The organism is Enterobacter cloacae complex sp. 397G4 (genome assembly GCF_050031515.1).
GTDB lineage: Bacteria > Pseudomonadota > Gammaproteobacteria > Enterobacterales > Enterobacteriaceae > Enterobacter > Enterobacter hormaechei_C.
Genome location: NZ_JBLGWE010000001.1, coordinates 1881501 through 1901517, shown reverse-complemented (window position 1 = coordinate 1901517; position 20017 = coordinate 1881501). Strand labels below are relative to the sequence as shown.

Sequence of the window (20017 nt, the reverse complement as noted above, 5' to 3'; positions counted from 1 at the left end):
AGCCGACATTTCACGTCACATTATCTGTTTTGCCGGGATTAGAGCCTGCCGTCAGGCTGAATGTTATTTTTTGCCGTGGAATAACTTTCCGGAATATACCGTTTTAAGCCGAACGGGCACAGTTTGAACTGGCACGGGGTTTCAGCCGTGCACGGGCGATCCATCTCCTGTCGGTTGCCTGGACACGCGTTTTTCTGTTTGAACCCCATCCAGCCTATTGATGTAAAGGGCATTGCCTGCGCTATCCATACTCTACGCCGCCGATCGTTAATCAGGATCCCCTGGTTTGAAGTGGTGATGATTTCACCTGTACGAACGTAATAATCTCCCTTTAACCACAGGATATAATTCAGGCCATACTGTGTTTCAACTTTGCAAAAGATGGTTCCGCTTTCCGGGCTCGCAATAGTCTCAACAACCTTCCATTCCATAAAGTCCTCTTTACTCGCTATATTGCTGTTTTGTTGTGTAAAAATGCTGCTTTTCTGGCACATCTTATGCAAATCTAATTTCGCACCATAAAATAAGCGTAGACAAAGCCAGGCATAGTGAGAACATCCTTACAAAAAAAAGGGCAATATTTACAAAACTGGCGTGCCCGTGCTGTCCAAAAAGCGACTCGCCTTCAACAGTTCATAAACGGATGGCTGTTTTATCGGGATTGCGAAAGCTTGCGAAAACAAGTCAGTTTATATTACCCGCGCCTGCTGGGGGCGCATGAGGCTTACGTGAGTTGGATGGGTGATATGAACCAGGCTCAGGTCAACATACTTAATAATCAGGTGCCTGGCGTCATCCCCCCTGTGTTCGGGAGCATGAAAAAAATCATTTAATTTCATTGCGCTGGTGTCAACCTGAATAATCAGCGTTAAACTATTCATACCATTTATAAAGGGAGAAGTGATGATGCGCGTACTGGTTGTTGAGGATAACGCATTGCTACGCCATCACCTGAAAGTTCAACTTCAGGAGATGGGTCATCAGGTGGATGATGCTGAAGACGCAAAAGAGGCCGATTATTATCTCAATGAACACCTGCCGGACATCGCCATTGTCGATTTAGGGCTGCCGGATGAAGACGGATTGTCCCTTATCCGCCGCTGGCGTAGCCATGACGTTTCCCTGCCGGTACTGGTGCTGACTGCCCGCGAAGGCTGGCAGGACAAGGTTGAAGTCCTGAGCGCTGGCGCGGATGACTACGTGACCAAACCCTTCCATATTGAAGAAGTCGCTGCGCGTATGCAGGCGCTGCTGCGCCGCAACAGCGGGCTGGCGTCACAGGTTATCTCTCTGCCGCCGTTCCAGGTGGACCTCTCTCGCCGCGAATTTTCTATTAATGATGAAGTGATCAAGCTGACCGCATTCGAATACACCATCATGGAAACACTGATCCGTAACAACGGTAAAGTGGTGAGCAAAGATTCCCTGATGCTTCAGCTCTATCCGGATGCCGAGCTGCGCGAAAGCCACACCATTGACGTGCTGATGGGTCGCCTGCGTAAAAAAATTCAGGCGCAGTACCCGCATGACGTGATCACCACCGTGCGTGGTCAGGGCTACCTGTTCGAATTACGCTAAATGAAAGGGATATTGCGCCACATTTTACCCCTTTCGCTGCGGGTTCGCTTTTTGCTGGCAACCGCCGCCGTCGTGCTGGTGCTGTCGCTCTCTTATGGGATGGTGGCGTTGGTCGGTTATAGCGTGAGCTTCGATAAAACCACCTTCCGCCTGCTTCGCGGCGAAAGTAACCTGTTTTATACCCTGGCGAAGTGGGAGAACAACCGAATCACCGTCGAGATGCCGGAAAACCTGAATCAGCAGAGCCCGACGCTGGCGCTGATCTATGATGAAAAAGGGAAATTGCTTTGGGCCCAGCGCGATGTCCCGTGGTTGAAAAAGCGCATCCGTCCGGAATGGCTGAAAACCAACGGTTTTCATGAAATAGAAGCCGACCTCAACTCCACCAGCAGCCTGCTGCGTGACGATCGCGCCTTACAGATTAAGCTTAATGAGATCCGGGCCGAAGATGACGACACGGAGATGACCCACTCTGTGGCCATCAACCTTTACCCCGCCACCCTGAACATGCCGCAGTTAACCATTGTGGTGATCGATACCATACCGGTTGAGCTGAAACGCTCGTATATGGTCTGGAACTGGTTTGTGTATGTTCTGGCTGCCAACCTGCTGCTGGTGATCCCTCTCCTGTGGGTTGCTGCGTGGTGGAGCCTCCGCCCGATTGAATCCCTTGCCAAAGAGGTGCGCGAGCTGGAGGAACATCACCGCGAGAAGCTAAACCCGGAGACCACGCGTGAGCTGACCAGCCTGGTGCGCAACCTCAACCGCCTGCTGAAAAGCGAACGTGAACGCTACGACAAGTATCGCACGACGCTCACCGACCTTACGCACAGCCTGAAAACCCCGCTGGCCGTGATGCAGAGTACCCTGCGTTCCATGCGCAGTTCGAAAATGAGCGTGGATGACGCCGAGCCGGTGATGCTGGAACAAATCAGCCGTATTTCACAGCAGATCGGCTATTACCTGCACCGCGCGAGCATGCGTTCCGGAAGCGCCCTGTTGAGCCGTGAACTGCACCCGGTAGCCCCGCTGCTGGATAACCTCACCTCTGCGCTGAACAAGGTGTACCAGCGTAAAGGGGTCAACATCAGTCTGGATATCTCACCGGAAATTAGCTTTGTCGGTGAGAAAAATGACTTTATGGAAGTGATGGGAAACCTGCTCGATAACGCCTGCAAATATTGTCTGGAGTTTGTCGAGGTGTCCGCGCGGGTAACGGATAACGAACTGCATATTATCGTTGAGGATGATGGTCCTGGCATTCCCCGTAATAAACGCGAAGTGGTGTTCGATCGCGGCCAGCGCGCCGATACGCTGCGGCCAGGCCAGGGCGTCGGATTATCCGTCGCCAGGGAAATCGTCGATCAGTACGAGGGCAAGATTGAAACCGCTGAAAGTTTGCTGGGCGGTGCCCGTATGGAAGTCATTTTTGGCCGCCAGCATCCCGTATCGAACGATAGTTGACCCGAAATGTGAAAAATACGCGGATCTCGCAGTCAGGGGGCGGTGCTTCCGTTATAATCCGTCTCAGTAAGAGCCTGCGGAATACAAAAATATGGATTATCAATTAACGCTTAACTGGCCCGAATTTATTGAACGTTACTGGCAAAAACGCCCGGTCGTTCTTAAACGCGGGATCAGCAATTTTATCGACCCTATTTCTCCTGACGAACTCGCTGGTCTGGCGATGGAAAACGAGGTAGACAGCCGTCTGGTGAGCCACCAGGACGGGAAATGGCAGGTCAGCCACGGTCCCTTTGAAAGCTACGATCACCTGGGCGAAAACAACTGGTCTTTACTGGTGCAGGCGGTCAACAACTGGCACGAACCCACCGCAGCCTTAATGCGTCCCTTCCGCGCCCTGCCAGACTGGCGAATGGACGATCTGATGATCTCCTTCTCCGTTCCCGGTGGCGGCGTGGGTCCGCATCTGGATCAGTACGACGTGTTTATCATTCAGGGTACCGGGCGCCGTCGCTGGCGCGTGGGCGAAAAAGTGCCAATGAAGCAGCACTGCCCGCACCCGGATCTGCTTCAGGTTGATCCGTTTGAAGGGATCATTGATGAAGAGCTGGAGCCAGGTGACATTCTCTATATCCCACCGGGCTTCCCGCATGAAGGTTATTCCCTGGAAAACTCGCTGAACTATTCGGTTGGTTTCCGCGCGCCAAGCGGGCGCGAGATGATCAGCGGATTTGCTGACTATGTTTTACAGCGTGAGCTGGGCAGCTACCGTTACAGCGATCCGGACGTTCCGGCGCGTGAGCACCCGGCGGATATTCTGCCAGAGGAGCTGGATAAGCTGCGCGGGATGATGCTGGATCTGATCAACGAACCGGAGCACTTCAGACAGTGGTTTGGCGAGTTTATCAGCCAGTCGCGTCACGAACTGGACGTCGCACCGCCAGAGCCGCCGTATCAGGCAGATGAAATTTATGATGCGCTCCAGCAGGGCTATAAGCTGGTTCGTCTGGGCGGATTACGCGTACTGCGCATTGGCGAAGAGGTATTCGTCAACGGCGAGCGCCTGGACTCTCCGCATCGCCCGGCGCTGGAAGCGATTGCCAGCCATATGGTGCTGACTGCGGATACCTTTGGCGACGCACTGGACGATCCCTCCTTCCTCGCCATGCTGGCCGCGCTGGTGAACAGCGGGTACTGGTTTTTTGAGGACTGAGCCGCTTTAATGCCCGGTGACGCTGCGCTTACCGGGCCTACGATCGAAATGTAGGCCGGGTAAGGCGTAGCCGCCACCCGGCATAAAACATTACCGCTTCGCGGTTAACTCCGCTATCCGCACGATCACCTGCACCGCTTTCTCCATCCCTTCCAGCGTCACGAATTCATGCTTGCCGTGGTAGTTATATCCACCGGTAAACAGGTTCGGGCACGGCAGGCCCATAAACGACAGCTGTGAACCATCGGTACCGCCACGGATCGGTTTCATCACCGGCTCGATGTCACAATCGCGCATCGCCTGCTGGGCGATATCAAGAATATGCGGATGCTCCATCACCTTATCGCGCATATTGTAATAGCTGTCTTCGATGATGAGTTCAATATAGCAATCCGGATGTAGCCCCTTGCCGACCTTTTTCGCGATCTCCATCATCTTACGTTTGCGTGCTTCAAAGGCTTTGCGGTCGAAATCGCGGACAATATAGTGCATCTGCGCGCTGTCCACGGTCCCCTTGATGCTGGTCAGATGATAAAAACCCTCATACCCTTCCGTCATCTCCGGGCTCTCTTCGGCGGGCACTTCCGCATGAATACGCGCAGCCAGCGACAGCGCATTCACCATCACCCCTTTCGCAGACCCCGGGTGCACGTTGTTCCCAACGATTTTGATCGTCACCGATGCCGCGTTAAAGTTTTCATACTCCAGTTCACCCACGCCGCCACCGTCGACGGTGTAGGCCCACTGCGCGTTAAACGCCTCAACGTCAAAGTGTTTCGCGCCTTTTCCAACCTCTTCATCCGGCGTGAAGGCCACGCGGATATCGCCATGTGGGATATTTTTGCCCTTCAGCACCGCCAGCGCCGTCATGATCTCGGCGATGCCCGCTTTGTCATCGGCCCCCAGCAAGGTTTTGCCGTCAGTGGTGATTAACGTCTGCCCCAGCAACTGATGCAGTACCGGGAACATCACCGGCGACAGCACTTCGTCGCCAATGCCCAGCGCAATATCACCGCCGCGATAGTTTTCAACAATCTGCGGGTTTACGTGTTTACCGCTAAAATCAGGTGAGGTATCGACATGAGAAATAAAGCCAATTGCCGGGATATCGCCGTCAATATTCGCCGGCAGCGTTCCCATCACGGTCCCTTTTTCGCTGAGCGTGACATCAACCAGCCCCATGGCCTCCAGCTGCTCTTTCAGCAGATTTAGCAGCTTCCACTGGCCTTCGGTGCTTGGCACCTGTCGGACCCCCGGCTTAGATTGGGTATCCAGCGAAACGTAATGTAAGAAACGCTCAAGTAGTTTATCCATGCAGTCACCCTCACTTTTTGTGACAACATTATCATTAAGCAGCAAAACGCAAATATTGCGTCAGGTCACTTTTATCCCGCAAACGAGAACTTTTTACGTTTATATCGTTGTGCGTTAATAAATGTAGCTTATGAATAAGTGAGAAGGATTGGCGATTCAATGGGTTTGCCGTAGAATGTCCGCCCTCATTACGAGTCACCAAGGTGGTTACACACAAACCCCGCTTCAGTCTGCTGCCTGAGGCGTCTATATGGGACAGCGCGAAAATTGAATACACAACCCCGTTCCCTTTCACCGCTGGTGCAACTGGAACGAATTCGTAAAAGTTTCGATGGCAAAGATGTCATTTCCGACCTTAATCTGACCATCAATGACGGTGAGTTTCTCACGCTGCTCGGCCCCTCCGGCTGCGGCAAAACTACCGTCCTGCGCCTTATCGCCGGGCTGGAAAGCGTCGATAACGGCCATATCCATCTTGAGAACCAGGACATAACCCAGGTTCCAGCCGAAGATCGCCACGTCAATACCGTCTTTCAGAGCTATGCCCTGTTCCCGCACATGACCGTGTTTGAGAACGTGGCGTTTGGCCTGCGGATGCAAAAAACACCGGCCAGCGAGATCCCACCTCGGGTTACCGAAGCCCTGCGCATGGTACAGCTGGAGGCGTTCGCCCAGCGCAAGCCGCATCAACTTTCCGGTGGTCAGCAGCAGCGTGTGGCCATTGCCCGCGCAGTGGTCAACAAACCTCGCCTGCTCCTGCTGGATGAATCCCTCTCCGCGCTGGACTACAAGCTGCGCAAGCAGATGCAGAACGAGCTGAAAGCGCTTCAGCGTAAGCTCGGCATCACGTTCGTGTTTGTCACGCACGATCAGGAAGAAGCCCTGACCATGTCAGACCGTATCGTGGTGATGCGCGACGGCAAGATTGAGCAGGATGGCACCCCGCGTGAAATTTACGAAGAGCCGAAAAACCTGTTCGTCGCCAGCTTTATAGGCGAAATCAATATTTTCAACGCCACGGTGATTGAGCGTCTGGACGAGCAGCGCGTTCGCGCGAACGTGGAAGGCCGCGAATGCAATATTACCGTCAACTTTGCCGTCGAGAAGGGGCAAAAGCTCAACGTCCTGCTGCGCCCGGAAGATCTCCGCGTTGATGAGATCCACGACACGGCTGACGTCGAAGGTCTGATCGGTTACGTTCGCGAACGCAACTACAAAGGGATGACCCTCGAATCCGTTGTGGAACTGGAAAACGGCAAAATGGTGATGGTCAGCGAGTTCTTTAACGAGGACGATCCGGACTTCGACCACTCGCTGGATCAGAAAATGGTCATCAACTGGGTAGAAAGCTGGGAGGTTGTACTGGCTGATGAAGAACACAAGTAAGTTCCAGAATGTGGTGATTGCCACGATCGTCGGTTGGCTTGTGTTGTTTGTCTTTCTACCCAACCTGATGATCATCGTAACCAGCTTCCTGACCCGCGACGACGCGAACTTCGTCGCGATGGTCTTTACGCTGGACAACTACGCGCGCCTGCTCGATCCGCTCTATTTTGACGTGCTGCTGCACTCGCTCAATATGGCGCTGATTGCTACCCTCGCCTGTCTGGTGCTGGGGTATCCATTCGCCTGGTTCCTGGCCCGCCTGCCGCAAAAAGTACGGCCGCTGCTGCTGTTTTTACTGATTGTACCCTTCTGGACCAACTCGTTAATCCGCATCTACGGGCTGAAAATCTTCCTCAGCACCAAAGGTTATCTGAACGAGTTTCTGCTGTGGCTGGGGGTGATCGAGACGCCGATCCGCATCATGTTCACCCCGGGCGCGGTGATTGTCGGCCTGGTCTATATCCTGCTGCCGTTTATGGTGATGCCGCTCTACTCCAGCATTGAAAAGCTCGATAAACCGCTGCTGGAAGCGGCGAAAGACCTGGGCGCCAGTAAGTTACAAACCTTTGTCCGCATCATTATTCCGCTGACCATGCCGGGTATTATCGCCGGCTGTCTGCTGGTCATGCTGCCTGCGATGGGCCTGTTCTACGTATCGGACCTGATGGGCGGGGCGAAAAACCTGCTGATCGGTAACGTGATTAAGAGCCAGTTCCTGAATATCCGCGACTGGCCGTTCGGCTCGGCCACCAGCATAACGCTGACGGTGGTGATGGGACTGATGCTGCTGGTTTACTGGCGTGCATCACGCCTGCTGAATAAGAAGGTGGAGCTGGAATGATCGGTCGACTGCTTCGCGGCGGTTTTATGACCGCCATTTATGCGTATCTCTATATTCCGATAATCATTTTGATCGTGAACTCCTTTAACAGCTCACGCTTCGGGATCAACTGGCAAGGGTTTACCACCAAATGGTATGGCCTGCTGATGAACAATGACAGCCTGCTACAGGCCGCTCAGCACTCGCTGACGATGGCGGTATTCTCTGCCACCTTCGCGACGCTGATTGGCTCGCTGACCGCCGTGGCGCTGTACCGCTACCGTTTTCGCGGTAAGCCGTTCGTCAGTGGCATGCTGTTTGTGGTGATGATGTCCCCGGATATCGTGATGGCCATTTCACTGCTGGTGCTGTTTATGCTGCTGGGCGTCCAGCTCGGTTTCTGGTCGCTGCTGTTCTCGCATATCACCTTCTGTCTGCCGTTTGTGGTGGTAACCGTCTACGCGCGTCTGAAAGGGTTCGACGTACGCATGCTGGAAGCGGCGAAAGATCTGGGTGCGAGCGAGATGACCATTCTGCGCAAAATCATTCTGCCGCTGGCGATGCCCGCCGTGGCAGCAGGATGGCTGCTCAGCTTTACCCTGTCGATGGACGACGTGGTCGTGTCCTCCTTCGTCACCGGGCCGAGCTATGAAATTCTGCCGTTGAAGATCTACTCAATGGTTAAAGTCGGTGTTTCACCCGAAGTGAACGCGCTGGCGACTATTCTGTTGGTGTTATCGCTGGTTCTGGTAATTGCCAGCCAGGTTATTGCTCGTGATAAAACAAAATCTCAGGGGACACAGAAATGAAAAAAATGCTTGCCGCTGCGGCACTGGTGCTCGGAATGGGCGCCGCGCATGCTGATGACAGCAAAACGCTCTATTTCTATAACTGGACCGAGTATGTGCCGCCGGGCCTGCTGGAGCAGTTCACCAAAGAGACGGGCATCAAGGTGATCTATTCGACCTACGAGTCGAATGAAACCATGTACGCCAAGCTCAAAACCTATAAAGATGGCGCGTATGACCTGGTGGTGCCGTCGACCTATTTCGTCGACAAGATGCGCAAAGAAGGCATGATCCAGAAGATCGACAAAACGAAGCTAACCAATTTTTCAAACCTCGATCCTGAGATGCTAAACAAGCCGTTCGACCCGAACAACGACTACTCCATTCCGTACATCTGGGGCGCGACGGCAATTGGCGTCAACAGCGATGCCATTGATCCAAAAACGGTTTCATCCTGGGCTGACCTGTGGAAGCCGGAATACAAAAGCAGCCTGCTGTTAACCGACGATGCGCGCGAAGTGTTCCAGGTTGCGCTGCGTAAACTCGGCTATTCCGGTAACACCACCGATCCGAAAGAGATCGAAGCGGCGTATAACGAACTGAAAAAGCTGATGCCAAACGTGGCGGCGTTCAACTCGGATAACCCGGCTAACCCGTATATGGAAGGTGAAGTGAATCTGGGTATGGTCTGGAACGGCTCTGCGTTTGTGGCGCGTCAGGCCGGGACGCCGCTGGAGGTGGTCTGGCCGAAGGAGGGCGGCATCTTCTGGATGGACAGCCTCGCGATCCCGGCGAATGCGAAAAACGTCGAGGGCGCCCTGAAGCTGATCAATTTCCTGCTGCGCCCGGATGTGGCAAAAGAGGTGGCGGAAACCATCGGCTACCCGACGCCAAACCTGGCCGCGCGGAAGCTGTTAAGCCCTGAAGTGGCAAATGATAAATCGCTTTATCCGGACGCTGAAACCATCAGCAAAGGGGAATGGCAGAACGACGTCGGTGACGCGAGCCGCCTGTATGAAGAGTATTATCAGAAGCTAAAAGCAGGCCGTTAATGCACAACGGGCGACGCAATGTCGCCCGTTACTCTTACAGCCCCTTCAGGAGTTTATCCACAAAGGCTGGCACCACCTCGCTCGCCAGACCGTAATGTTTCTCTTCAAACTCGCTCCCGACCTGGCTTGGCTCCAGATTAAGCTCCACCGTATGGGCACCTTGCAGTCGCGCTTCGTGAACAAATCCTGCCGCCGGATAGACATGTCCTGAGGTACCAATGGCGATAAAGACGTCCGCCATAGCCAGGGCGCTGTAGATCTCATCCATTCCCAGCGGCATTTCGCCAAACCAGACCACATGCGGACGCAGACGCGAAGGGAACTGACAGCAGTGGCAGCGGTCTTCGTCCAGCACGTCCTCTTTCCAGTCCAGCACCTGACCACTCCATGCGCACCGCACCTTGAGCAGTTCGCCGTGCATGTGAATGATGTTGTGGTTTCCGGCCCTTTCGTGAAGATTGTCGATGTTCTGCGTGACCAGCAGAAAACGATCCCCCAGCGCTTCCTCCAGCTTTGCCAGCGCCAGGTGCGCCGCATTCGGCGCAATCTCCGGCTGCTGAAGCTGGCGACGGCGGGCGTTGTAGAACGCCTGCACCAGCGCCGGGTCGCGGGCGAAACCTTCCGGCGTCGCCACATCTTCAACTCGGTGTTCTTCCCACAGTCCGTCCGCCGCGCGGAAGGTCTGAATACCGGATTCGGCGGAGATCCCCGCCCCGGTCAACACCACCACTCTGGGTTTATCCATCGCTTCTGGCATCATCCTGTCTCTGAAAAAGATCCGCTGACGCAGGCGTTCACGTAAGCGGCGTTTATTTTTGCGAAAACGGCTGAGTCGACCCTGGCGACGCGACAGCATAATAACCTCGTAAACTAATCGGTGAGATGAAGGAATGCGGCTCCGCGCATGCCTCCTGCGTCCCCGTGTCGCGCGCGTTCAATGCGCGGCACGCGGGCGACCGGCAATAAATGTCGGGGCAGACGCCCGGACAACTGTTCCGTAATCGCAGTGAAATTTGACAGCCCTCCCCCGATCACCAGCAGATCCGGGTCGACGATGGTCAGGATATTCCCCAGGCACACGGCCAGCAGGTCGAGATAGCGTTCAACGTGCTCTCGCGCCTGCGCATCCCCTTGTTCCCACAGGGTAATGATTTGGGGAGCGTCATGTTTCTGATGATAGAAGTGTTCATAAAGCCATGCAAACCCACGGCCTGAAAGGTAACTCTCAATACAGCCGTGCTGACCACAACCGCAGCGGATCAACGGGAAATCACGTCCGACAACATCCAGTGCATCCACCGGCAGACGGATATGACCAAATTCGCCGGTAATGTAGCTGCGCCCGGTAATGGGCTTACCGTTAATGACTATCCCGCCCCCCACGCCGGTTCCGAGGATCAGCCCCATCACCAGCGGATAGCGACGAAACTCGTCGTCCCAGGCCTCTGAGAGAGCAAAACAGTTGGCATCGTTGTCTAAGCGCACGTCGCGCTCAAGGAGAGCAGAAAGATCGGCACGCAGCGGTTTGCCGCTGGCGGCAGGAACGTTGGCGGCATACAGCGTGCCATCGTCGGTTTCGGGCATACCCGGAATACCAATGCCGACGCTGCCTTTGACGCCAAAGCGTTCATCCGCTTGCGCCACCAGCGCGGCAATGGCGGTTAAAAATTCATCGTAGCTTTCGCGCGGCGTGGGTACGCGGGTTTCCCATTGTAGCTTAAGGTCTTTATCGAACACGCCGAGCGCAATCTTGGTGCCGCCAATATCAAATCCGTAATACATGATGCATTCCTCTGTTTGATTCAGCGGCCAAAAGACCGCTAAACCATGACGAAATTACTGGCCACTTAATACCCTCGCCGGATCAATTCGGCTTGCGCGACGCGCCGGATACCAGCTTGCCAGCAGACTCAGTAAAAGTGCTGTCACCAGCACATAAATAACGTCCAGCCAGTGCAGTTCAGACGGCAGGAAGTCAATAAAATAGATATCGCCTGACAGGAACTGATGGCCAATAAGCGCTTCAATTCCGTTAATAATCGGCGTCAGCTGAAGGGAAACCACCACGCCGATCGCCACACCGCAAAGGCTGCCAAACAGCCCCGCCAGCAAACCGTACCAGACGAAGATGGCGCGAATAAGACCGTCTTTCGCCCCTAAGGTACGCAGCACGGCGATGTCGCCGCTCTTATCCTTAACGGCCATGACCAGCGTCGAGACGATATTAAAACACGCCACCCCAATCACCAGCACCATCGCCAGATACATAATCGCGCGGATCATCTGGATATCACGGTACATATACCCGTAAGTGCCGATCCAGCTTTTGATGTAGACATAGTTATTGGTCACGCTGCCAGCGTCACGCACCAGTTTATTGGCGTTGAAGACGTCGTTAACCTTAATGGCAATGCCCGTCACGCTGTCGCTCATATCCAGATACTGGCGCGCATCTTCCAGCGGCACCATCGCGAAGCTGTGATCGAGCTGGCCGCTCAGCTGCAAAATACCGGTGACGTGCAGACGTACGCGCTTAGGCTGCTGCAATTTGTGATCAGCGCTGGCGTTCGGGATCATGATCGAGACCCAGTCGCCCTGCTTCACCTTCAGCGCATCGGCAACGCCTTTGCCCATGATGATCTGCTGCTCGCCAGCCTTAAAGTTTGCCCATGCGCCATTTTGCACATAGCGCGGCAGCGCGCTCAGACGCTCTTCCTGACGAGGATTTACCCCTTTCACCTGAATGGCGCGCAGGTTTACCCCGCTCTCTACCAGCCCGGTAAAGTTGATGTAAGGTGCAGCCGCCGCAATGCCGGGCACCTTTTCCACTTTGTTAAGGGCATCACGCCAGTTGGACCACGGCTGGTTAGCCGGCTCGATTTCACCGTGGGGGACAACGGCCAGAATGCGGTTATTCAGTTCACGCTCAAAGCCGTTCATGGCGCTTAAGCCCACGATCAACACCGCCACGCCCAGGGCGATACCGATGGTGGAGATCACGGAGATAAGGGATACCATCCCGCTCCGGCGACGACCGCGGCTAAAGCGTAACCCGATGAGTAACGATAACGGTGAAGCCATTACTCCGCTCCCATCAGCGTCAGTTCAGCATTCAGACGACCGTCGCGCATTTCCAGCTGACGCCCCATCCGCTTAGCCAGTTGTAAATCGTGGGTGACCACCAGAAACGCGGTTCCCTGCGCGGCGTTCAGTTCGCCGAGAAGCTGGAAAATGCTGTCTGCGTTACGCGCATCGAGGTTACCTGTCGGTTCATCCGCCAGCACCAGGCGCGGGTTGTTGACCAGCGCACGGGCGATGGCCACACGCTGACGCTCACCGCCGGAAAGCTCAGACGGACGGTGATTTCCGCGATGACCCAGCCCTACCGCTTTTAGCATGTCGCTGGCGCGGGCATTAATTTCCGCGGGTTTCTTTTTACCAATCAGCAGCGGCATTGCGACGTTTTCCAGCGCCGTAAAGTCCGGCAGCAGATGGTGGAACTGATAGATAAAGCCCAGCTCGCGGTTACGCAGCTCGGCTTTCGCCGTAGACGACATTTTACTCAGCGGCTGCCCGGAGAAGATCACATCGCCTTCGGTTGGCGTGTCCAGCCCGCCAAGCAGATGCAGCAACGTACTTTTACCGGAACCGGAGCTGCCGACAATCGCCATCATCTCGCCTTCACCCACGCTAAAACTCACATTGTGCAACACGTCGGTCTGCACAGTGCCTTCCTGATAGCGTTTGGACAGGTTGTCGCACTGCAACAGGATCTTATTCATAACGTAAAGCCTCAGCGGGTTGAGTGGCGGCAGCCCGCCAGGAAGGATAAAGCGTAGAGAGCAGCGCAATGGCCATCGCGGCCAGCGCAATACCGACCACCTGGAGCGGCTCGATAGCCACCGGCAGCGCCGCGCCATCAAGCAGCGCGCCAATAATCGGCATGAGATTGTTGAGCTGGCTGGCGAGCAGCGCCCCCAGCGCCGCGCCGAGCAGCGCGCCGATGATGCCGGCGCTGGCGCCCTGGACCATAAATACCGCCATGATCTGGCGCGGAGTCAGCCCCTGAGTTTGCAGAATGGCGACTTCGCCTTGCTTCTCCATCACCATCAGCCCGAGCGAGGTGATGATATTAAACGCGGCAACGGCCACGATCAGGCTCAGCAGCAGCCCCATCATGTTTTTCTCCATGCGCACGGCCTGGAACAGTTCGCCCTTCCGGTCGCGCCAGTCCTGCCATTTCGTCCCTTCCGGTAGCGTCTGCTGGCTAAGGGTATCCACCTTCAGTGGCGCATCAAGCCACAGACGCCAGCCGGTGATATTTCCCGCCGGGTAGCGCATCAGACGCGAGGCGTCCTGAATGTTAACCAGCATCTGGTAACCATCGACTTCGCTGTTCGCCGCAAACGTGCCAATCACGTTGAACAGGCGCTGGCTTGGCAGACGCCCCATCGGCGTAAACTGACTGGCTGACGGCACCATCACGCGCAGCTGATCGCCACGGTTGACCCCGAGCTGCCCGGCAAGCTGCTCGCCGAGGATGACGTTGTATTTACCCGCTTCCAGGTCGGTTTGTTTCACATTGACCAGGAACGGCGTCAGCGGATCTTTTTGCGCCGGATCGATACCCAGCATCACCCCGACCGCCACGCTACGGGCGCTTTGCAGCACCACATCGCCCGTCGTGAGCGGCGCAACGCGCGTGACACCCTGTAACTTCACCGCGCTTTCCGGCAGCTGTTGCGGATTAACGGAACCCTGAGTGGAAGAGAGAACGGCCTGCGGCATCAGCCCCAGGATATTGTTTTGCAGCTCGCGCTCGAAGCCGTTCATGACGGAAAGCACCGTCACCAGTGCCATCACGCCAAGCGTAATGCCAATAGTCGAAAGCCAGGAGACAAAGCGACCGAAGCGGTCCGCGGCGCGCCCACGCATGTAACGTAAGCCTATAAAGAGTGCGACAGGTTGATACATGAAATCCGTCTGTTTGCTGATAGCAGACCCACGAGTATATAAGCGAATCCGCTAAGCGTAAATGACTGAAACCGTAAGATTCGGTAATCATTTTTCCGAAAAATTCAGATAAATCATCATGCTACTGACTGAACTTCCGCCAGACAGCCTCCACCTTTTCCGAAAATCGTCCTGATACAGACTGTTACCCGTTACATCAGGGTTTCATTTTACAACAATCGTCCTTTCGTTTATGGCAACAAGGTCGTCACGCACAATGAAACAAAAAGCATTATGGATTAACCAGATAAAAGGTCTGTGCATCTGCCTGGTGGTGATTTACCACTCGGTGATCACCTTTTATCCTCACCTGGACGGGCTACAGCATCCGTTATCGGGCCTGCTCGCCAAATGCTGGGTCTACTTTAATCTTTACCTTGCCCCGTTCCGTATGCCGGTGTTTTTCTTTATCTCCGGCTATTTGATCCGTCGATATATTGACGAGGTGAACTGGCGCACCAGTCTCGACAAGCGGATCTGGAGCATTGTCTGGGTTTTGGCCCTGTGGGGCGTCCTGCAATGGCAGGCGCTGACTCATCTGAATGCCTGGCTCGCCCCCGAGCGAGAGCTGGCGACAGCATCCAATGCGGCCTACGCCGATTCCGTTTCAGGGTTTGTACGGGGAATGCTCACGGCCAGCACCAGCCTATGGTATTTGTACGCCTTAGTGGTCTACTTTACGCTCTGTAAGCTGCTGAGCCGCTGGAAACTGCCGATGCTGGGGCTTCTGGCGCTGGCAAGCATCGCCATCAACTTCCTGCCGTTACCGTGGTGGGGAATGAACAGCGTGGTACGCAACATGGTCTACTACAGCCTCGGCGCATGGTACGGCGCGCAGTTGATGGCGTGGATGAAAGGGATGAATTTGCGCCGCAGCTGGCTGATCCTCATCGCCTCTGGTGCGGTGTCGGTGGTGCTGTGGTTCGCTAACGTCCCTCTGCCGCTCTCTCTGCTGTCAATCGTGGTTATCATGAAGCTCTTTTACAGCTTCGAGCAGCGTTATGCCGTTCATCCCAATAACCTGCTGAACGTGATCGGTTCAAACACCATCGCGATATATACCACCCACCGCATTTTAATCGAGGCATTTAGCCTGCTCCTGATCCGCGAAATGAATGCGGCGTACTGGCCGATCTGGGCGGAGTTAACGCTGATTCTGGTCTACCCGTTTATCAGCCTGCTCGTCTGCACGCTGGTTGGGCTGGGGGCACGTAAGCTCTCAACCGCCCTCTTTGGCGATCTTTTCTTCTCCCCTCCCGCGCGGCTTTCGCCCGTGCCCACAACCCGCTAACTAACCCTGTCCCATGCGGACTACAAAATAAGGCCTGCACAGACGGCTCCCTCTCCCTATGGGAGAGGGCTGGGGTGAGGGTGAACATACAGCTGTGGTGCTCGTTCCGTTCACCTTATATTCCTTGCTATTCTATAACCGCACGAGCGGTGAACGTGCCAGGGTGGCTCAGTCGCCACCACCCTGGCAACCCGGGCTCCCGGCGGTAAATCGTCGCTTCGCGATACCCTCGGCTTATTCCTTCCGGCTATCGGGTCGGGCATGAGCCTGCATCCATGCAGGCCACGCCCTCTCGGCGCATCCCTGCGCCTCGCCCCGGCCTTCAGGAAACGCCTCAGCGATTTACAGCCGGACCAGGGCATCGCTGAAAGCCCTCAGTTAGTCTGAAGACAACGTTATTGCTTCTGCTTTCAAATTACTGAGGAACCCTCTACCCATCCGGGGGCACTTTCCCTCTTGTGCGGTTACGATTTGCTTATGTAAAACGATCGAGGATAATAAAGACATTGCGTATCAGTGATATGCCCCAATACTGTTGGTATATCCCCAAGAGACTCTGACATAGCCATGCCTGAACACTATCGTTACTCCTTGCCTGTCAAAGCGGGCGACCAGCGCCAGCTGGGCGAACTCACGGGCGCGGCCTGCGCCACCCTGGTGGCGGAAATTGCTGAGCGGCATCCAGGGCCGGTGGTGCTGGTTGCCCCGGACATGCAAAACGCTCTGCGCCTGCACGACGAAATTCGTCAGTTCACCGATAGCCTGGTGTTCAGCCTGGCCGACTGGGAAACGCTTCCCTACGACAGTTTTTCTCCGCACCAGGAGATCATCTCTTCGCGCCTGTCGACGCTGTATCAGCTTCCCACCATGCAGCGCGGCGTGCTGATTGTACCGGTGAACACCCTGATGCAGCGCGTCTGTCCGCACAGCTATTTGCACGGCCATGCGCTGGTGATGAAAAAAGGCCAGCGCCTGTCGCGCGATGCCCTGCGCGTGCAGCTGGACGGAGCCGGCTATCGACATGTCGACCAGGTGATGGAGCACGGCGAATATGCGACGCGCGGTGCGCTGCTGGATCTCTATCCGATGGGCAGCGATCGGCCATATCGTCTGGATTTCTTTGATGATGAGATCGACAGCCTGCGCGTGTTCGACGCTGACACCCAGCGCACGCTGGAGGAAGTGGACTCCATTAACCTACTGCCCGCCCATGAGTTCCCGACGGATAAAACCGCCATCGAGCTGTTCCGCAGCCAGTGGCGCGACAGGTTCGACGTGAAGCGCGATGCCGAACATATCTACCAGCAAGTCAGCAAGGGCACCCTTCCGGCCGGGATCGAGTACTGGCAGCCCCTGTTCTTTAACGAACCGCTGCCGGCGCTGTTCAGCTACTTCCCGGCGAATACGCTGATTGTTAACACCGGGGATATCGACGCCAGTGCCAGCCGCTTTGAAAGCGAAACGCGCGCCCGCTTTGAAAACCGGGGCGTTGACCCGATGCGTCCGCTGCTGCCGCCGGAAATGCTGTGGCTACGTACCGACGAGCTGAACGCCGAGCTGAAACGCTGGCCGCGCATGCAGCTCAAAACCGACGCGCTTGCCGAGAAGGCGGCGAACACCAATCTCGCGTTCCGGACGCTGCCTGACCTGGCCGTCCAGGCGCAGCAGAAATCCCCGCTTGATAATCTGCGCAAGTTTCTTGAGTCCTTCACCGGGCCGGTGGTCTTCTCCGTTGAAAGTGAGGGTCGCCGTGAAGCGCTGGGCGAACTGCTGGGACGGATCAAAGTTGCGCCGAAACGCATTCTTCGCCTGAGCGAAGCGACCGGAAATGGCCGTTACCTGATGATCGGCGCCGCCGAGCACGGATTCATTGATACGCTCAATAACCTGGCGTTGATTTGTGAAAGCGACCTGCTGGGCGAGCGCGTCGCGCGCCGTCGTCAGGACAGCCGTCGCACCATCAACCCGGACACCCTGATCCGTAACCTGGCCGAACTGCACCCCGGTCAGCCGATCGTTCACCTTGAACACGGGGTGGGTCGCTATCAGGGGATGACCACCCTCGAAGCAGGCGGCATCAAAGGTGAATACCTGATGCTGACCTACGCCAACGACGCCAAACTGTACGTGCCGGTGTCGTCCCTGCACCTGATCAGTCGCTACGCCGGGGGCGCGGAAGACAACGCGCCGCTGCATAAGCTGGGCGGCGATGCCTGGGCGCGCGCGCGCCAGAAGGCAGCGGAAAAAGTGCGCGACGTGGCCGCCGAGCTGCTGGATATTTACGCCCAGCGTGCGGCCAAAGAGGGCTATGCGTTTAAGCATGATAAAGAGCAGTATCAGCTGTTCTGCGACAGCTTCCCGTTTGAAACTACGCCGGATCAGGCCCAGGCCATTAACGCCGTGCTGAGCGACATGTGCCAGCCGCTGGCCATGGACCGCTTGGTCTGCGGTGACGTGGGCTTCGGCAAAACCGAAGTGGCGATGCGTGCCGCCTTCCTGGCGGTGGAAAACAACAAGCAGGTGGCGGTGCTGGTGCCGACTACCCTCCTCGCCCAGCAGCACTTCGACAACTTCCGCGACCGCTTCGCCAACTGGCCGGTGCGCATTGAGATGCTGTCGCGTTTTCGCAGCGCCAAAGAGCAGACGCAAATCCTGGAACAGGCAAGCGAAGGCAAAATTGATATTCTGATCGGCACTCACAAGCTGCTGCAAAGCGACGTGAAGTGGAAAGATCTGGGGCTGCTGATCGTGGATGAAGAGCACCGCTTCGGGGTGCGCCATAAAGAGCGCATCAAAGCGATGCGCGCCGACGTCGACATTCTGACCCTGACCGCAACGCCGATCCCGCGCACCCTGAACATGGCGATGAGCGGCATGCGCGATCTGTCGATTATCGCTACCCCACCGGCGCGCCGTCTGGCGGTGAAAACCTTTGTTCGCGAGTACGACAATCTGGTGGTGCGCGAGGCGATCCTGCGCGAAGTGCTGCGCGGCGGCCAGGTGTATTACCTGTATAACGACGTTGAAAATATTCAGAAAGCCGCCGACAGGCTGGCAGAGCTGGTACCGGAAGCGCGCATCGCCATTGGTCACGGCCAGATGCGCGAGCGCGAGCTGGAGCGGGTGATGAACGATTTCCACCACCAGCGTTTCAACGTGCTGGTGTGTACCACCATCATTGAGACCGGGATCGACATTCCAACGGCGAACACCATCATCATCGAACGTGCGGATCACTTCGGCCTGGCCCAGCTGCACCAGCTGCGCGGGCGCGTCGGGCGCTCGCACCATCAGGCCTACGCCTGGCTGCTGACGCCGCATCCGAAGGCGATGACCACCGACGCGCAAAAGCGTCTGGAAGCTATCGCCTCACTGGAAGATCTGGGTGCTGGCTTTGCGCTGGCGACCCACGACCTGGAGATCCGCGGCGCCGGTGAGCTGCTGGGTGAAGACCAGAGCGGCTCCATGGAAACCATCGGTTTCTCGCTGTATATGGAGCTGCTGGAAAATGCCGTCGACGCGCTTAAAGCCGGACGTGAACCGTCTCTGGAAGATCTCACCAGCCAGCAGACCGAAGTGGAACTGCGCATGCCTTCTCTGCTGCCGGATGATTTTATTCCTGACGTGAATACCCGTCTGTCGTTCTACAAACGCATTGCCAGCGCGAAAAGCGAAGGCGAGCTGGAAGAGATCAAAGTCGAACTGATTGACCGTTTTGGGATATTGCCCGATGCGGCGCGCAACCTGCTGGATATTGCCCGCCTGCGTCAGCAGGCGCAGAAGCTGGGCATTCGCAAGCTTGAAGGCAATGAGAAAGGCGGCGTCATTGAGTTTGCCGAGAAGAACCACGTCGATCCGATGTGGCTGATTGGCCTCCTGCAAAAACAGCCGCAGCATTTCCGTCTTGATGGCCCGACGCGTCTGAAATTTACTCAGGATCTGACGGAACGTAAAACCCGCATGGACTGGGTGCGTAACTTTATGCGTCAGCTGGAAGAGAACGCCATCGCATAACGGTATCCCCCGCCAGCGCCCGGCTGGCGGGGGGACAATTTACAAACTCTTTGCACTTCGCCCGAACTTCCCGACTATACATTC

16 protein-coding genes are annotated in these 20017 nt (G+C 56.0%); 9 read left to right on the top strand and 7 right to left on the bottom strand.

Translation table 11 applies throughout. The annotated features are described in order from the left end of the window. Positions 1–38: 38 nt before the first annotated feature. Positions 39–431 (bottom strand): hypothetical protein, encoded by a 393-nt coding sequence (locus tag ACQG1Y_RS09000; protein WP_168728655.1) that lies wholly within the window; start codon positions 429–431, stop codon positions 39–41. Between the two features lie 475 nt (positions 432–906). On the opposite strand from ACQG1Y_RS09000, the gene phoP reads away from it, so the two are divergent. From phoP to ACQG1Y_RS08985, 3 genes are all read left to right on the top strand, one after another. Further along, positions 907–1578 (top strand): two-component system response regulator PhoP, encoded by a 672-nt coding sequence (gene phoP / locus ACQG1Y_RS08995; protein WP_026094318.1) that lies wholly within the window; start codon positions 907–909, stop codon positions 1576–1578. Then, positions 1579–3042 carry a two-component system sensor histidine kinase PhoQ gene (gene phoQ / locus ACQG1Y_RS08990; RefSeq protein WP_368740500.1) on the top strand — a complete coding sequence of 488 codons (1464 nt, stop codon included), beginning with the start codon at positions 1579–1581 and terminating at the stop codon, positions 3040–3042. Between the two features lie 91 nt (positions 3043–3133). Beyond that, on the top strand, positions 3134–4255 hold the full coding sequence (locus tag ACQG1Y_RS08985; RefSeq protein ID WP_368740499.1) for a JmjC domain-containing protein: 1122 nt from the start codon (positions 3134–3136) through the stop codon (positions 4253–4255). A gap of 90 nt (positions 4256–4345) precedes the next feature. On the opposite strand, the gene pepT is transcribed toward ACQG1Y_RS08985, so the two are convergent. Next, complete coding sequence (gene pepT, locus ACQG1Y_RS08980; RefSeq protein ID WP_006809220.1) at positions 4346–5569, bottom strand: peptidase T; 1224 nt, start codon at positions 5567–5569, stop codon at positions 4346–4348. A gap of 237 nt (positions 5570–5806) precedes the next feature. Between pepT and potA the strand changes: the two genes are divergently transcribed. From potA to potD, 4 genes are read left to right on the top strand one after another with little or no spacing between them, the layout of a single operon-like run. After that, positions 5807–6955 (top strand): spermidine/putrescine ABC transporter ATP-binding protein PotA, encoded by a 1149-nt coding sequence (gene potA, locus ACQG1Y_RS08975; RefSeq protein ID WP_162837914.1) that lies wholly within the window; start codon positions 5807–5809, stop codon positions 6953–6955. Then, positions 6939–7796 carry a spermidine/putrescine ABC transporter permease PotB gene (gene potB / locus ACQG1Y_RS08970; RefSeq protein WP_017693625.1) on the top strand — a complete coding sequence of 286 codons (858 nt, stop codon included), beginning with the start codon at positions 6939–6941 and terminating at the stop codon, positions 7794–7796. Before potA ends, potB begins: the two co-directional genes overlap by 17 nt. Beyond that, a complete protein-coding gene (gene potC, locus ACQG1Y_RS08965; RefSeq protein ID WP_015570805.1) occupies positions 7793–8584 on the top strand; it encodes a spermidine/putrescine ABC transporter permease PotC in 792 nt (263 codons plus the stop codon). The genes potB and potC overlap by 4 nt, the downstream gene beginning before the upstream one ends. Then, positions 8581–9615 carry a spermidine/putrescine ABC transporter substrate-binding protein PotD gene (gene potD / locus ACQG1Y_RS08960; RefSeq protein ID WP_015570806.1) on the top strand — a complete coding sequence of 345 codons (1035 nt, stop codon included), beginning with the start codon at positions 8581–8583 and terminating at the stop codon, positions 9613–9615. The genes potC and potD overlap by 4 nt, the downstream gene beginning before the upstream one ends. A gap of 34 nt (positions 9616–9649) precedes the next feature. On the opposite strand, the gene cobB is transcribed toward potD, so the two are convergent. Genes cobB through lolC form a run of 5 tightly spaced genes read right to left on the bottom strand, consistent with a single transcriptional unit; the run spans position 9650 to position 14589 of the window. Continuing rightward, positions 9650–10471, bottom strand: coding sequence for a Sir2 family NAD+-dependent deacetylase (gene cobB, locus ACQG1Y_RS08955; RefSeq protein WP_006809226.1), 822 nt, complete (start codon positions 10469–10471; stop codon positions 9650–9652). A gap of 14 nt (positions 10472–10485) precedes the next feature. Beyond that, on the bottom strand, positions 10486–11397 hold the full coding sequence (gene nagK / locus ACQG1Y_RS08950; protein WP_032670943.1) for an N-acetylglucosamine kinase: 912 nt from the start codon (positions 11395–11397) through the stop codon (positions 10486–10488). 54 nt (positions 11398–11451) lie between these two features. After that, positions 11452–12696 (bottom strand): lipoprotein-releasing ABC transporter permease subunit LolE, encoded by a 1245-nt coding sequence (gene lolE, locus ACQG1Y_RS08945; RefSeq protein ID WP_032619921.1) that lies wholly within the window; start codon positions 12694–12696, stop codon positions 11452–11454. Further along, positions 12696–13397, bottom strand: coding sequence for a lipoprotein-releasing ABC transporter ATP-binding protein LolD (gene lolD, locus ACQG1Y_RS08940; protein WP_015570809.1), 702 nt, complete (start codon positions 13395–13397; stop codon positions 12696–12698). Before lolD ends, lolE begins: the two co-directional genes overlap by 1 nt. After that, complete coding sequence (gene lolC, locus ACQG1Y_RS08935; protein ID WP_017384712.1) at positions 13390–14589, bottom strand: lipoprotein-releasing ABC transporter permease subunit LolC; 1200 nt, start codon at positions 14587–14589, stop codon at positions 13390–13392. Before lolC ends, lolD begins: the two co-directional genes overlap by 8 nt. Positions 14590–14845: 256 nt before the next feature. Here lolC and ACQG1Y_RS08930 point away from each other — a divergent pair, with 256 nt between their 5' ends. Beyond that, on the top strand, positions 14846–15919 hold the full coding sequence (locus tag ACQG1Y_RS08930) for an acyltransferase family protein (RefSeq protein WP_023296315.1): 1074 nt from the start codon (positions 14846–14848) through the stop codon (positions 15917–15919). Between the two features lie 567 nt (positions 15920–16486). Continuing rightward, positions 16487–19933: a transcription-repair coupling factor gene (gene mfd, locus ACQG1Y_RS08925; protein WP_017693631.1), complete on the top strand. Its 3447-nt coding sequence runs from the start codon at positions 16487–16489 to the stop codon at positions 19931–19933. Positions 19934–20017 lie beyond the last annotated feature (84 nt).